Annotated in this window: 11 protein-coding genes; 9 read left to right on the forward strand and 2 right to left on the reverse strand. The window is 74.6% G+C overall.

Features of this window, described 5'->3' with window-relative positions:
- The first annotated feature begins 102 nt into the window (after nt 1–102).
- The 9 genes from BUE45_RS08365 to BUE45_RS08405 all read left to right on the forward strand — a co-directional run bounded on the left by BUE45_RS08365 (nt 103) and on the right by BUE45_RS08405 (nt 9,210).
- Nucleotides 103–597 (forward strand): DUF2087 domain-containing protein, encoded by a 495-nt coding sequence (locus tag BUE45_RS08365; RefSeq protein ID WP_073377141.1) that lies wholly within the window; start codon nt 103–105, stop codon nt 595–597.
- A gap of 50 nt (nt 598–647) precedes the next feature.
- Nucleotides 648–1,481, forward strand: a complete 834-nt coding sequence (gene fdhD, locus BUE45_RS08370) for a formate dehydrogenase accessory sulfurtransferase FdhD (protein WP_073377143.1) — start codon at nt 648–650, stop codon at nt 1,479–1,481.
- A 510-nt stretch (nt 1,482–1,991) separates the two neighbouring features.
- Nucleotides 1,992–2,375: a DUF485 domain-containing protein gene (locus tag BUE45_RS08375; RefSeq protein WP_073377145.1), complete on the forward strand. Its 384-nt coding sequence runs from the start codon at nt 1,992–1,994 to the stop codon at nt 2,373–2,375.
- A complete protein-coding gene (locus BUE45_RS08380) occupies nt 2,372–4,072 on the forward strand; it encodes a solute symporter family protein (protein ID WP_073377147.1) in 1,701 nt (566 codons plus the stop codon). The genes BUE45_RS08375 and BUE45_RS08380 overlap by 4 nt, the downstream gene beginning before the upstream one ends.
- A 438-nt stretch (nt 4,073–4,510) precedes the next feature.
- Complete coding sequence (locus BUE45_RS08385; protein ID WP_073377149.1) at nt 4,511–5,527, forward strand: sensor histidine kinase; 1,017 nt, start codon at nt 4,511–4,513, stop codon at nt 5,525–5,527.
- On the forward strand, nt 5,524–6,342 hold the full coding sequence (locus BUE45_RS08390; protein WP_073377152.1) for a LytR/AlgR family response regulator transcription factor: 819 nt from the start codon (nt 5,524–5,526) through the stop codon (nt 6,340–6,342). Before BUE45_RS08385 ends, BUE45_RS08390 begins: the two co-directional genes overlap by 4 nt.
- On the forward strand, nt 6,339–6,731 hold the full coding sequence (locus BUE45_RS08395; protein WP_073377154.1) for a hypothetical protein: 393 nt from the start codon (nt 6,339–6,341) through the stop codon (nt 6,729–6,731). Before BUE45_RS08390 ends, BUE45_RS08395 begins: the two co-directional genes overlap by 4 nt.
- A gap of 8 nt (nt 6,732–6,739) precedes the next feature.
- Entirely contained in the window at nt 6,740–8,380 is a 1,641-nt protein-coding gene (locus BUE45_RS08400; RefSeq protein ID WP_073377487.1) for a sodium/solute symporter, read from the forward strand.
- A gap of 83 nt (nt 8,381–8,463) precedes the next feature.
- Complete coding sequence (locus BUE45_RS08405) at nt 8,464–9,210, forward strand: hypothetical protein (protein WP_073377156.1); 747 nt, start codon at nt 8,464–8,466, stop codon at nt 9,208–9,210.
- Here the strand turns inward: BUE45_RS08405 and BUE45_RS08410 are convergent.
- Nucleotides 9,204–9,989, reverse strand: a complete 786-nt coding sequence (locus tag BUE45_RS08410) for a bestrophin-like domain (RefSeq protein ID WP_073377158.1) — start codon at nt 9,987–9,989, stop codon at nt 9,204–9,206. The genes BUE45_RS08405 and BUE45_RS08410 overlap by 7 nt on opposite strands.
- Nucleotides 9,990–10,269: 280 nt before the next feature.
- Nucleotides 10,270–13,062: a pullulanase-type alpha-1,6-glucosidase gene (gene pulA, locus BUE45_RS08415; protein WP_073377172.1), complete on the reverse strand. Its 2,793-nt coding sequence runs from the start codon at nt 13,060–13,062 to the stop codon at nt 10,270–10,272.
- Between the last annotated feature and the right edge of the window lie 136 nt (nt 13,063–13,198).

Here is a 13,198-nt window from a genome sequence, read left to right on the forward strand (position 1 = left end):
CCGCGGGCCCGGGAAAACCGCTGGCCCGCGGCGCCGGGCCCGCCCTAGGGTTCGGGTGCGCCGCCGCCCGGCGGCGGGAGCAGCGACCCCCGGGAGCCCCGCATGCCGCACCCCGCCCGTCTCGTGTCCGCCCTGGCCGACGCCGAACGCCTGGAGCTGTACGCCCGCGTCGTCACCGCCGGGGCCTGCGGCGTGCCCGCCGCGGAGTTCTCCGGGGGCCGGGCGCCGCGGCACCTGGCCGAACTGGTCGGGGCCGGGCTGGTCCGTGAGCAGGACGGCCGGGTGACGGCGGTGACGGGGGTGTTCGCCGCGGCCCTGCGCGAGCAGCGGCCGGCCGCGCCCCGGGACCCGGTCGACGACCTGTTCCGGGACGGGCGACTGGTCTCCGTGCCGGCCCGGCGCGAGGTGCGCTCGAAGGTGCTGGACCGGATCTCCCGGCGGCTGTTCGCCCCGGGGACGGACTACGACGAGAAGCAGGTCAACGCCGTGCTGCGGACCTGTTTCGACGACACCGCGGCGCTGCGCCGGTACCTGGTGGACGGGGGTCACCTGGAGCGCACCGACGACGGTGGCGTCTACCGTCTGGCCTGCGGGTAGCGTGAACGCGCACCGCACGCGGTGCACGGAGAGCGAGGACGGTGAGGGCTGTGGGTCGCGTCACGGTACGGGACAGGGTGCTGCGGATCAGGGACGGCGCGGTCGGTGAACGGGTGGACACCCTGGTCGCCGAGGAGCCGATGGAGATCCGGTTGAACGGGCGGCCCCTCACCATCACCATGCGCACGCCCGGCCACGACTTCGACCTGGCCGCCGGGTTCCTGGTGGGCGAGGGCGTGGCCTCGGCCGCCGACGACGTGCGGGCGGTCCGCTACTGCGCCGGGGCGACCGAGGACGGGTCCAACACGTTCAACGTGGTCGACGTGGGCCTGGCCCCGGGGGTGCCGGTGCCGGAGACCTCGCTGGAGCGCAACTTCTACACGACCTCCTCGTGCGGGCTGTGCGGCAAGGCCAGCCTGGACGCGGTCCGGCTCCAGGCCCGCTGGGACGTGGCCGACGACCCGGTCCGGGTGTCGACCGCCACGCTCTCGGCGCTGCCGGACGCGCTGCGCGGGGAGCAGAAGGTGTTCGACCGCACCGGCGGCCTGCACGCGGCCGGGCTCTTCGACGCCCAGGGCGCCCCGCTGGTGGTCCGCGAGGACGTGGGGCGGCACAACGCGGTCGACAAGGCCGTGGGGTGGGCGCTGCGGGAGGGCGCGCTGCCGCTGGGCGGCACGGTGCTGGCGCTGTCGGGCCGGGCCTCGTTCGAGCTGGTGCAGAAGGCGTGGATGGCGGGGATCCCGGTGATCACGGCCGTGTCGGCGCCGTCGTCGCTGGCCGTGGAGCTGGCCCGGGAGGCGGGCATCACCCTGGTGGGGTTCCTGCGCGGCACCTCCATGAACGTGTACTCGGCCACCCACCGCGTGGTCCTGCCCGGGGACTGACCCCCGCGCCCGGGGCGCGGCCCCCGCGCGCACGTCCGCCCCCGGCGCACGAGGGGGACCGCGCAACGGCGCGGCGGGTGCCGACCGCCTCGGCGCGCCCCCAGGCCCCGGCAGCCGCGACGTCCCCGCCCACCCCGCAGCACCGCGCACGGGGACCGCCCGCTCCGCTCCCGAGGGCACCGGCCGACGCGGCACACCCGCCCGCCCCGCGCGCACGTCCGGTCCCGGCGCACAAGGGGCGACGTGCCCCCGGGGGCGGGGCCTCCCCCGCAGGCCGCGACCGCTGGCCGACCGTTCGTCCTCCACGGCGACCGCTCGTCGCACGGTGGGCGACCGCTCGCCGCTCGACGACCTCGTTCGGCGCGTGCGCCCGCGCGCCCCCTCCTGGCCGGGCAGTGCGACTCCTTACAGTGCCGGGTAATACAGGTCACATTCGGGAAATCCGGATGTAACGCCACCCGGCTCTACCAGCGCACAGTCCCCGCCATCCCCCGGAGGTACGACCCACACATGGCAACGAAGCAACCGCCCGAACCCCCGGCGGAGGGGGCGGCGAGCCCCGCGAACGGGGGGCTGTCGGAGGCCGACGTCGTCGCGATGCACAGCGATCCTCGGTTCCTCCTGCTCAAGCAGCGCCTGTACCGCTTCATCTTCCCGATGAGCCTGGCCTTCATGGTCTGGTACCTGCTGTACGTGCTCATGTCCGCGTTCGCGCGCGACCTGATGAGCACCCCGGTCCTGGGCCAGTTCAACCTCGCCCTGGTGTTCGGCGTGCTCCAGTTCGTGACGACCTTCGGCATCGCGATCCTGTACTCGTCGTACTCCCGCAAGAACCTGGACCCGGCCGCCGCCGACGTGCGCAAGGCCCTGGAAGAGAAGGCGGCCGACGAGTGAACGCCTCCCTCCAGTACCTCGCCGCGGAGACCACCGCGGTCAGCGACACCAGCCGCGCCGTCACCATCGTCCTGTTCAGCCTGGTCGTGGCGGCCACCCTGTACATCACGGTGTGGGCCAGCCGCCGCACCCACAGCGCCACCGACTTCCACTCGGGCGGGCGCGGGTTCAACGCCACCCAGAACGGCTTCGCGATCGCGGGCGACTACATGTCCGCGGCCTCCTTCCTGGGCATCGCGGGCATGATCGCCCTGTTCGGCTACGACGGCTTCCTGTACTCCATCGGGTTCCTCGTCGCCTGGCTGGTGGCCCTGCTGCTCGTCGCCGAGCTGCTGCGCAACTCCGGCCGCTACACCATGGGCGACGTGCTCTCCTACCGGATGCAGCAGCGCCCGGTGCGCACCGCGGCGGCGGTCTCCACCGTCACCGTGTCGATCTTCTACCTGCTCGCGCAGATGGTCGGCGCCGGCGCCCTGATCTCCCTCCTCATGGGCATCCAGCCGGGCGAGACCTACCTGGGCATGTCCGGCGAGACCGCCAAGATCGTCGGCATCGTGGTCGTCGGCATGCTGATGACCATCTACGTCTCCTTCGGCGGCATGAAGGGCACCACCTGGGTCCAGATCGTCAAGGCCGTCATGCTGATGACGGGAGCGGCGCTGCTGGTGCTGCTCACCCTGTCGATCTACGGCTTCAACTTCGGCGCCCTGATGAGCGACGCGGCCGAGGCCAGCGGCCAGGGCGCGGCGTTCCTGGAGCCGGGCCTGCGCTACGGCGTGGAGGTCGCGGGCGACCCGGTCCAGACCCTGTGGAACAAGCTCGACCTCATCAGCCTGGGCATGGCCCTGGTGCTGGGCACGGCGGGCCTGCCGCACATCCTCATCCGCTTCTACACCGTGCCCGACTCGGTCACCGCGCGGAAGTCGGTCAACTGGGCCATCGCCCTCATCGGCACCTTCTACCTGTTCACCCTGGTCCTGGGCTTCGGCGCGGCGGCCATCGTGGGCCACGAGGCGATCACCGCCCAGGACCCGGCGGGCAACGCCGCGGCACCGCAGCTGGCACAGGCGGTCGGCGCGCACTTCGGCGGCGAGGTCGTCGGCGCGGTGCTGCTGGCGCTGATCGCGTCCGTCGCCTTCGCGACGATCCTGTCGACGGTGGCCGGCCTGGTCATCGCGTCCTCCTCGTCGCTGGCGCACGACTTCTACAACTCGGTCCTGCGCAGGGGGAAGGCCACCGACGTCGAGGAGGTGCGGGTCGCCAAGATCGCGGCCGGCGGCATCGGCCTGGTCGCGGTCGTCCTGGCGGTCTTCGCCCAGGGCCTCAACGTGGCGTTCCTGGTGGCCCTGGCCTTCGCCATCGCCGCCTCGGCCAACCTGCCCACGATCCTGCTCAGCCTGTTCTGGAAGCGCTTCAACACCCGCGGCGCCCTCTCCGGCATCTACGGCGGCCTGATCAGCGCCGTGGGCCTGGTCTTCTTCTCGCCGGTGGTGTCCGGCGCCGAGACCTCGCTCATCACGGGCGCGGACTTCTCCTGGTTCCCCATCGCGAACCCGGCGCTGTTCTCGGTCCCGATCGGCCTGGTCTGCGCGATCGTCGGAACGCTCACCTCCAAGGAGCAGGACTTCTCGAAGTTCGCCCAGATCCAGGTCCGCGCGCTGTCCGGCGCGGGCGCGGAGAAGGCCGCGGACCACTGACGGACCCGCCGGGCCCGCGCCCACCGCGCGGGCCCGGCACCGGACCTCCGGCCCGCCCTCCCCTCCCGGCGGGCCGGAACCGGGCGGGGGCTCCCGCCGGAGCCCCCGCCACCGGACCACAGAGGCTCCGCGGCGGCCAACGGTGGCCGCACACTCCCGACCGGGGGTCCACCCTGCCTCCGGGTACCGGCCACCGCCCCGGACCCTCATCCCCCACCGGGCCCGTCACCCCCGTCGGTGACGGGCCCGGCCCGTGCCCGGACCGCCCTGCCCCGTGCGAAGATTCCTACGGAAGCCGAAAGGTGACCCGGACAACGTGAGCGCTGACACACTTTGCTGGGATATCGTCGTCATGTGTCGTACCGGTGGCCGTCGTGGTTGTCCCCCTCCCGACGTCGCCGCCCCGAGTCGTCGGAGCTGCGGGCGAGCGTCGAATTGATGCGCCAGGTCCACGCCCTGGGCGTCGACCTCCGGGACGGGCTGCACGGCAGGAGCGTGCCCGCCGCCGCCAAGCGCCTGCGGCGGCTGCTCGGCGCGGACGGCGTCGTCCTGGCCGACCTGGACGGCCCGGTGGCCGGCCACGGGCGCCGGCCGGAGCCGGCGGAGGTGGACTCCCTGCTCGCCCAGGTCTTCGAGTACGGCAGCAACGTGCGGACCCGCCTGAGCGACGGCACGACGGTGTGCGCCGTCCCCCTGAACGTCGCCGACGAGATCTCCGGCGCGCTGGTGGCCTCCGGCGACCCGGTGGAGGCCGACGTCGAAGCCGCCGCCGCCCTGGTGTCGGACTCCCTGGACCACGCGGCGCTGCGCCGGGCGCGGGCCCGGATCGCCGCCGCCGACCTGCGCACCCTGCGCGCGCAGATCTCCCCGCACTTCGTGCACAACGCGCTGGCCGTCATCGCGGCGCTGGTGCGCACCGACCCGGACCGCGCCCGGCACCTGCTGTCGGACTTCGCCGACTACCTGCGGTACGGCTTCTCGGAGAAGGGCGACTACGCCACGGTGGCCGACGAGCTGGAGGCGGTGCAGACCTACCTCGAACTCCAGCGGGCGCGGTTCCACGACCGGCTGGACATCACCGTGCGGATGGCGCCGGAGGTGCTGCCGGTGGCGATCCCGTTCCTGGTGGTGCAGCCGATCGTGGAGAACGCGATCCGGCACGGGCTGGAGCGCAAGGAGGGCCGGGGGCACATCAGCGTCTCGGGGTTCGGCGAGGGCCCGCTGTGCGTCGTCGAGATCGAGGACGACGGCGTCGGCATGCACCCCGACCTGGCCCGCGCCCTGCTGGCGGGCACCGGTCCGGAGTCGCGCAGCATCGGCCTGGCCAACGTGGACCAGCGGCTGCGCGCGGTCTACGGACCCGAGTACGGTCTGGTGATCGAGACCGCGTTGGGGGAGGGGACCAAGGTGACCGTGCGCGTTCCGAGGTTCACCCGGGGGGTGGTGGCGCAGTGAAGCCCGCGCTCCGCGTCCTGGTGGTGGAGGACGAGGCGTCCACCCGCCAGGAGATGGCGTCGCTGCTCGGGGACATGCCCGAGGTGGCGCGGGTGCTGGTGGCCGAGAACGGCGCGGCGGCCGTGCGCCTGCTCGGGGTGGAGTCCATCGACGCGGCCTTCCTGGACATCCTCATGCCCGGACTGGACGGCATGGACGTGGCCCGGGTGCTCAGCGTCATGTCCGAACCGCCGTCGATCGTGTTCGTGACGGCGTCGGAGGCGCACGCCGTGGAGGCGTTCGGCATCGGCGCCGTGGACTACCTGCTCAAGCCGATCCGGCCGGAGCGCCTGGCCGAGGCGGTCGGGCGGATCGCGCAGCTGCGCCGCCCGGAGGCGACCGCGCCCCCGGCGGAGGACCTGCACGTGGTGCAGATCGACACGGGCCGGCGCACGGTGTTCGTCAAGCGCGACGACGTGCAGTTCGTGGAGGCGCAGGGCGACTACGTGCGCCTGCACACCGCCGAGGGCGGGCACCTGATCCGGCTGTCCCTGTCGTACCTGGAGGAGGTGTGGGCGGCGGCGGGGTTCGTCCGGGTGCACCGGGGGTTCCTCATCGCGATCCCGTGGGTGCGCGACCTGCGGGTGACCTCCTCCTCGGGCCTGGTGGCGGGCACCCCCGCCGGGGACGTGCCGGTGAGCCGCCGGCACGGGCGGCACCTGCGCGCCCTGCTGCTGGAGGCGGCCCGCCGCGACCAGCTCGGGCGCGCCGCCAACGCCCAGACCCCGCGGCCCCGGGACGGTGAACCCGACGGCTCCCCGCGGCAGGCGCCATGAGTCCGCGCCGGGAGAAGCTGACCAGCCCGCAGACCCGGATCGCGCTGGCGCGCGGCAACCGCCCGGCCCAGCACCTGCTGCCGATCCCCGGGCCGGTGGACACCGAGGCCGCGCGGCGGCTGTTCCGCCGCCAGCGCCGGACGGCGGTGCGCACGGTGGCGCTGCTGTCGCTGCTGCTGTTCGGGATGAGCGGTGCCTTCGCGCTGTGGCCGCAGCTGACGGTCCTGCGGGTGTCGGGGGTCCCGGTGTCGTGGGCGCTGCTGGTGGTGGCGGTGTACCCGCTGCTGTTCCTGCTGGCGCTGTGGCACGTGCGCTCCGCCGAGCGGGCCGAGGAGGACGCGGCGGCCCGGGGTGAGGGGGCCGCCGGGAAGGGGCCCACCGAACCGTGATCTCCGTCATGGCCATCGGCCTGGTCCTGGTCACCAGCCTCGTCATCGGTGTGTACGGGGTCCGTGCGGCCCGCTCCACCTCCGACTTCCTGGTGGCCTCGCGCCGGGTGTCGCCGAACTGGAACGCGATGGCGATCGCCGGGGAGTACCTGTCGGCCGCCTCGGTGCTGGGCCTGTCGGGGCTGCTGCTCAAGAACGGCCTGGGCACCATGTGGTACGCGGTGGGGTTCTGCGCGGGCTACGTGGCGGTGGTGGCGCTGGTGGCCGGGCCGATGCGCCGGTCGGGGGCGTTCACGGTGCCGGACTTCGCCGAGTACCGGCTGGGCGCGCCCCGGCTGCGCAAGCTGTGCGGCTGCGTCGTGCTGGTGATCATGCTGCTGTACCTGGTGCCCCAGTTCAAGGGCGCCGGGGTGGTGCTGGCCCTGGTCAGCGGCACCCCGTACTGGGTGGGCGTGGTGCTGGCCGGGATCGTGGTGAGCGGGTCGATCGCGGCCGGGGGCATGCGGTCGGCGACCTACGTGCAGGCGTTCCACTACGTGGTCAAGCTGCTGTTCATCGCCATCCCCGCGGTCTACCTGGTGGCGCACGCGGGCGCGGACGTGCGGGCGCAGGCGCTGCACCCGGAGTGGGGGACGCACTTCTCGGACACCACGCCGGTGGAGTTCACCGTGGACACCCGGTTCGGCCTGGACGAGCCGGTGGAGGTGACCGCCCCCGGCGGCGGGCGGCTGGAGCTGGCCGCGGGCGACCACACCGTGCCCGAGGGGACGGTGTACGTGTTCCCGCAGGGGTCGGCGGTGCCCCACCCGGCCGGACTGCCGGACCTGGGCGGGGAGCGGTGGAGCACGCCCCTGCTGAACTCGGGCGGGTTCCCGCTGTTCGAGACGTGGTCGACGCTGCTGGCGATCACCCTGGGCTGTATGGGCCTGCCGCACGTCATCATGCGCTTCCACACGAGCCCGACGGCGCGCACGGCCCGGCGGGTGGCGGTGGGGGTGATCGCCCTGCTCGGCCTGTTCTACCTGTTCCCGGCGGTGTACGGGCTGCTGGGGCGGGTGCTGACCCCGCAGCTGGTGCTGTTGCAGGGCACCGACACGGTGGCGGTGGTGCTGCCGGCGCAGGCGGTGCCGGGGTCGGCGGGGACGGTCCTGACGGCGCTGGTGGCGGCGGGGGCGTTCGGCGCGTTCCTGTCCACGTCGTCGGGGCTGCTGCTGGCGCTGGCGGGCGGGCTGTCGCACGACCTGTTCCAGGGCAGCGTGCCGCGGCTGCGGCTGGCGGTGGCGGTGGGCGCGTGCGTGGCGGTGCTGTTGGCGCTGCCCGCCGAGCAGATCGACATCAACGTGCTGGTGGTGTGGGCGTTCACGGTGGCGGCGTCGACGTTCTGCCCGCTGCTGGTGCTGGGGATCTGGTGGCGCAGGCTGACCCTGCCCGGCGCGGCGGCGGGGCTGTCCGTGGGCGGGGTGACGGCGACCGGCGCGGTGGGGTGGTCGATCCTGCTGCCGACGCCCGACGGGTGGATGACGGTGCTGCTGGCGCAGCCCGCGGCGTGGACCATCCCGCTGGCGTTCACGACGATGGTGGTGGTGTCCCGGCTGACCAGGCCGCCGGACTGGGCCGAGCACGCGGTGCTGCGCCTGCACTCTCCCTGACCCCGGGCGCGGTGTTCCGGACCCGCGGGACGCGCCGACCCCGTACGATCTCCGAGTGTCATACAACGAGCACGAGGAGTGATATGACCTCCCCCCGCCGCGCCTTCGCCGTGCTGGCCACGGGTCTGCTGCTGATCGGCGGAGCCCCGGCGGCGCAGGCCGCCGCCGGCTCCACCACCGTCTCCGAGGGTCCCGTCTCGGTCTCCACCGGAGAGGGCGGCGTGCGGGTGGACGCGCCCGGCGTCCACGTGGAGACCGGCCCCGAGCGCGTCGAGACGCGGGCCGGCCGGACCCCGGTCGCCCACGTGCTGATCTGCGCCGACGGGACCCGGGTGGTGGTCCACTCCGGCCGGGCCCCGGCGTGCCCGCCGCGGGAGCCGCAGCCCGAGCCGCCCGCGCCGCCCGCGCCGCCGGCGCCCGAGCCGCCCGCGCCCGAGGTCCCCCCGCCCGGCGGGGAGGTGCCGCCCCCGCCCGCACCGGAGCCGGAGCCCGGCGCGCCCGCCGAGCCCGGGGACCCCGCCGACCCCGAACCGCGGCCCGGGGAGCCTGCCCCCGACGGGGAGCCCGGGGCCGCCGCGGACCCCGCCCCGGCCCCCGGGGCGGCCGAGCCCGCGGACCCCGCGTCCCCTCCGGCGGACCCGGTGCGCCAGGACCGGCCGGAGGAGGCCGTGGCGGCGGCGGCCGGACTGCCCCCGGCCGACATGACCGGGGGCGGCGCGACCGTCTCCCCGGCCTTCGGCACGATGCGCACCACCGCGGTCCTGCTGGTCGTGGTGGCGGTGGCGGCGGCCGCGTCCGCGGGTGCCGCCGCCCGCGCGAACCGTCAGTAGGCGGACAGCGGGGCCGTCATGGCCCGGTCGATGTCGTCGAACCCGGCCAGGGCGTCCTCGATCCCGCCGGAGTCGTGGGCGAGGACGCCGCTGAACGGGTGGCCCATGTAGAAGAGCAGCACGACCGTGGCGAAGACGAACACCAGGTTGGCCGCGGCCCAGAAGTAGGCGATGCGGGAGCCGTTCCTGAGCATGGCGAACGGCAGGATCGCGACGGCGGTCGCCGAGAGCGCGGCGATGCCGGTGAGCAGCGGCGGCATGACCTCCGTCGCGGCGTCGGCGCGCTCCAGGCGGGCCTCCCCCAGCGAGTTCAGCTCCTGGCGGGCGGTGAGCCGGTCCAGGCCGTCCCCGGTGTCGGAGACCGACAGGGACCGCACCGAGGCGGCCAGGTCGGCGTACGCGGCGTCGGCCTCGGGGCTCAGGCCCCGGCCGGCGACCATGGCGGGCCAGTCGTCCTCGACCACGGAGCCCATGTAGTCGCGCAGGCGGTCGCGGACCTCCTCCGACTCGCTCTCGGGCAGGGCGACGGTGCTCCAGTACAGGGACTGGGCGGAGCCGACCTCGGACATCAGCCCGTCCTCGGCCCCCTTGAAGCCCTCCCAGCCGATCACCACCCCCATGGCGGCGGAACCGAGGTAGAGGGCGAGGACGCAGGGGGCGACGACGATGCCGATGGCACCGCCGGAGTCCTCGTCGTCGACGCGGAAGCGGCCGACGGCCAGGACGGCCCCCGCCACCATGGTGGCCAGGACGGCGAGGACGAGGAGCAGGGTGATCATAGGGGTTCCCGACGGCAGATTTTGTGACTGTCGGTCACATGATTAGCACGGACCGGAATCGCCTTGGGGGAGTTCGCGGAAACACCCGGGAATGTGCGGCCCGCGAACGGGCGGGGCTCCGGCGGCCGGAGCGGGTCGGCCGCCGGAGCCCCGCGGGGTCAGGGCCCGTCCGCCCGCGGGCGGCGCCCTCCCGGCGCCCTGCGGCGGACCCGCCGCAGGGCGGGCCGCGGGCGTCGGCCGTCCCGCGGCCCGGGCCCGCCGCAGGCGCCGCCGCACGCCCTCACGGCTCGTTCTCGACGAACACCGCGACCGTGCGCGGCGGCACGGACAGGGTGCCGGTGCCCGGGTCGAAGCCCGCCTCGCGCACGACCCCGTCGCCCGACCCGGCCTGCACCGGGTGCAGGGCGACGTCGGCGCCGGCCAGGGCGTCCACCTCCTGCTCCGCCGCCGCGGGCGTCGCGTTGAACACCACGGTCACCGAGGACCACTCCCCCGCCAGGCCGGCGGTGTCGATGTGCATCGTGATGACGCCGAGCGCCTCGTCGGCTCCGCTCAGCGGGAAGGACACCCGTTCCTGGACCTCCTCCGCGGTGCCCAAGGAGAACGCGGGGGTGGACTCGCGGATCCGCAGCAGCTCGCCGAAGCGCTCGCGGGAGGCGTCGGTCGCCGTGCAGTCGGCGACCAGCGCGGGGTCGGCCAGCAACGGGCGGGCGTACACCCACTTGTCCTCGTTGTCCCAGGCCGGGGGCAGCCCGACCCCGAAGTTGTTGCCCTCGGCGCAGTCCCGGGGATACCGGTTGAACCAGTCGCCGGAGTCGTAGGAGTTGCGGTCCAGCGACTTGGAGCGCAGCCGCTCGCTGCCCGCGTGCACCAGCACCGGCCCCTGGCCGAGCAGCGCCGTCCCCAGCGACAGCGCCTGCATCCGCACCCGGTCCTCCATCGGGGTGTGCGGCGGGAGCTTGTAGGCGAGGGCGTCGTAGAGGGTCTCGTTGTCGTGTGCGTCGACGTAGGCGACCGCCTCCCGCGGGGACAGGTTGTACCCGCCCGGGGCGCCGTTGTAGTCGACGCCGCCGCCGGTGACCTCGCGTCCCGAGGAGTCGGTGAACCGGTAGTCGCGCAGGTTGCCGGTGAGGCCGACCTTGATGAGGTCCTGGTGGCCGCGCAGCCGGTCCGCCTGCTCCCGCGCGGTGCCGTTGGCGGGCGAGCCGTTGGGGTCGGTGTACAGGCCGCTGCCGAAGCCCTGCACCCGGGGGTCCTCGTCGAAGGGGCCGCCACCGCGGACCGCGTCGCGCAGCCGGTCGTTGAACGTGCCGATGCCGGTCCCGGCCATGTTGGCCTGGGTCGCCTGCTCGAACCGGGCGTCGTCGGCGACCTCGCCGAAGTTCCAGCCCTCGCCGTAGAGGAGGACGGCCCCGCCGTCGACGCCGTCCTCCTCCGGGGTGAGGGCGTCCAGGGCGGCGCGCACGTCGAGCATGTTCTGCTTGGGGTGGTGGCCCATGAGGTCGAAGCGGAACCCGTCGACCCCGTGGTCGCGGGCCCACGTGACCACCGAGTCCACCACCAGCTTCCCCATCATGAGGTGCTCGGGCGCGGTGTTGGCGCAGCAGGTGGAGGTCTCCACCCCGCCGTCGGCGTCCAGGCGCTGGTAGTAGCCGGGGACGACGCGGTCGAGGACGGACTGCTCGCCCTGTCCGGCCTGGTGCGTGTGGTTGTAGACCACGTCCATCACCACCCGCAGGCCGGCGCCGTTGATGCCGTCGACCATGGTGCGGAACTCGGCCACGCGCTCCTGCGGGTCGGCGGCGTAGGAGCCCTCGGGGACCGTGTAGTGGTAGGGGTCGTATCCCCAGTTGAAGGCGTCGCGCGCGCGGACGCCGTCGATGCAGGCCTGCTGCCCGGCGGAGTCGGGGGCGAAGGACTCCAGGTCGCAGTCGGGTTCGGCGCGGTCGTCGGGGTCCTCGGGGACCGAGGCGATGTCGAAGACGGGCAGCAGGTGGACGTAGTCCATGCCGTCCCCGGCCAGGCCGGCGAGGTCGCGCATCCCGGCGCTGTCGGCCTCGCCGAACGCGGCGAAGGTGCCGCGCAGGGCGGCGGGCACGGTGGGGTCGGCGACGGAGTGGTCGCGCACGTGCAGCTCGTGGATCGCCGCGTCCTCGAACGGGACGGCCGCGGGCTTGCGGTCCGGGTCGCCCCAGCCCCGGGGGGCGAGGCCGGGGTCGTCCAGGTCCACCAGCCGGGAGCTGACGGAGTCGGTGGACAGGTCGACGGAGTAGGGGTCGGTGACCCGGTTGTCGACGAAGGCGCCGCGGCCCCCGTCGGCGTAGGGCGAGAACACCCGCACGTCGAAGGTGTAGTGGCGCCCCGCCCAGGCGGCCCCGCCCCTGACCGACCACACCCCGGTCCGGTCGTCCCTGCGCAGGGGGACGGTGCGCCGGACGCCACCGGTGGCGCCGGTGGTCAGCACCAGGTCCACGGAGCGGGCGGTGGGCGCCCAGAGGGAGAGCGTGGGTCGGCCCGCGCCGTCCCAGGTGGCGCCGAGGTCGGCCGTCGCGGCCGCGGCGTAAACGTCGTCGAGCACGCCGGGGATCTGGACGCCGGTGGCGGCGGTGACGGTGCCGTCGGCGTCCCGCTCCACGACGGTGAGGCGTTCGGTGAGCGCGGTGCGCAGGCGCTCGGCGCCCAGGTCGCCCGCGTCGAGGACGGCGAGGCCGTCCAGGTGGGGGCGGGCCGCGCGCTGGTCGTCGGTGAGCCCGCCGGGGTCGGGGGTCAGCTCGAAGAGGTCGTGCTCGCCGGTGATCCGGCCGCCGACGATGTCGAAGTCCTCGTCGGCGGAGGCCGCCAGCGCGTAGGAGGCCGCGGGGTCGGGGTCGGCGGGCCACAGCACGGTGGTCGCGTCGATCCAGTGGGCCCGCTGCCGGGTGAGGTCGACCCCCTCGCGCTCCGCGGCCGGCCCGGCGGGGGCCGGGAGCGCGGTCGCGCCCGCGGGGGCGAGCAGGACCAGGGCGGACGCCGCGGCGAGGGCGGCCAGGGCGCCGCGGGGCCGGGGCCCGGGGCGCGCGTGCGGAGGTCTCATGGGGGGCGGTCCTCTCGGAGCGGGGGCGTCCACCGCACGGTAATGAGACCCGGATCACCGCGCAAGGGTTTCCAGTCGTTTTCTGAAAACTTGCGTTCAGATGACGGAAGGCCGGAAACGCGCCGGGGCGCGGGCA

It is taken from the genome of Nocardiopsis flavescens (genome assembly GCF_900141985.1).
GTDB classification, from domain to species: Bacteria; Actinomycetota; Actinomycetes; order Streptosporangiales; family Streptosporangiaceae; genus Nocardiopsis; species Nocardiopsis flavescens.

Coding starts and splice junctions, on each gene's coding strand:
- BUE45_RS08365 (WP_073377141.1), top strand. CDS start 103: ATGCCGCACCCCGCCCGTCTCGTGTCCGCCCTGGCCGACGCCGAACGC.
- BUE45_RS08375 (WP_073377145.1), top strand. CDS start 1,992: ATGGCAACGAAGCAACCGCCCGAACCCCCGGCGGAGGGGGCGGCGAGC.
- BUE45_RS08385 (WP_073377149.1), top strand. CDS start 4,511: ATGCGCCAGGTCCACGCCCTGGGCGTCGACCTCCGGGACGGGCTGCAC.
- BUE45_RS08395 (WP_073377154.1), top strand. CDS start 6,339: ATGAGTCCGCGCCGGGAGAAGCTGACCAGCCCGCAGACCCGGATCGCG.
- BUE45_RS08400 (WP_073377487.1), top strand. CDS start 6,740: ATGGCCATCGGCCTGGTCCTGGTCACCAGCCTCGTCATCGGTGTGTAC.
- BUE45_RS08405 (WP_073377156.1), top strand. CDS start 8,464: ATGACCTCCCCCCGCCGCGCCTTCGCCGTGCTGGCCACGGGTCTGCTG.
- BUE45_RS08410 (WP_073377158.1), bottom strand. CDS start 9,989: ATGATCACCCTGCTCCTCGTCCTCGCCGTCCTGGCCACCATGGTGGCG.
- pulA (WP_073377172.1), bottom strand. CDS start 13,062: ATGAGACCTCCGCACGCGCGCCCCGGGCCCCGGCCCCGCGGCGCCCTG.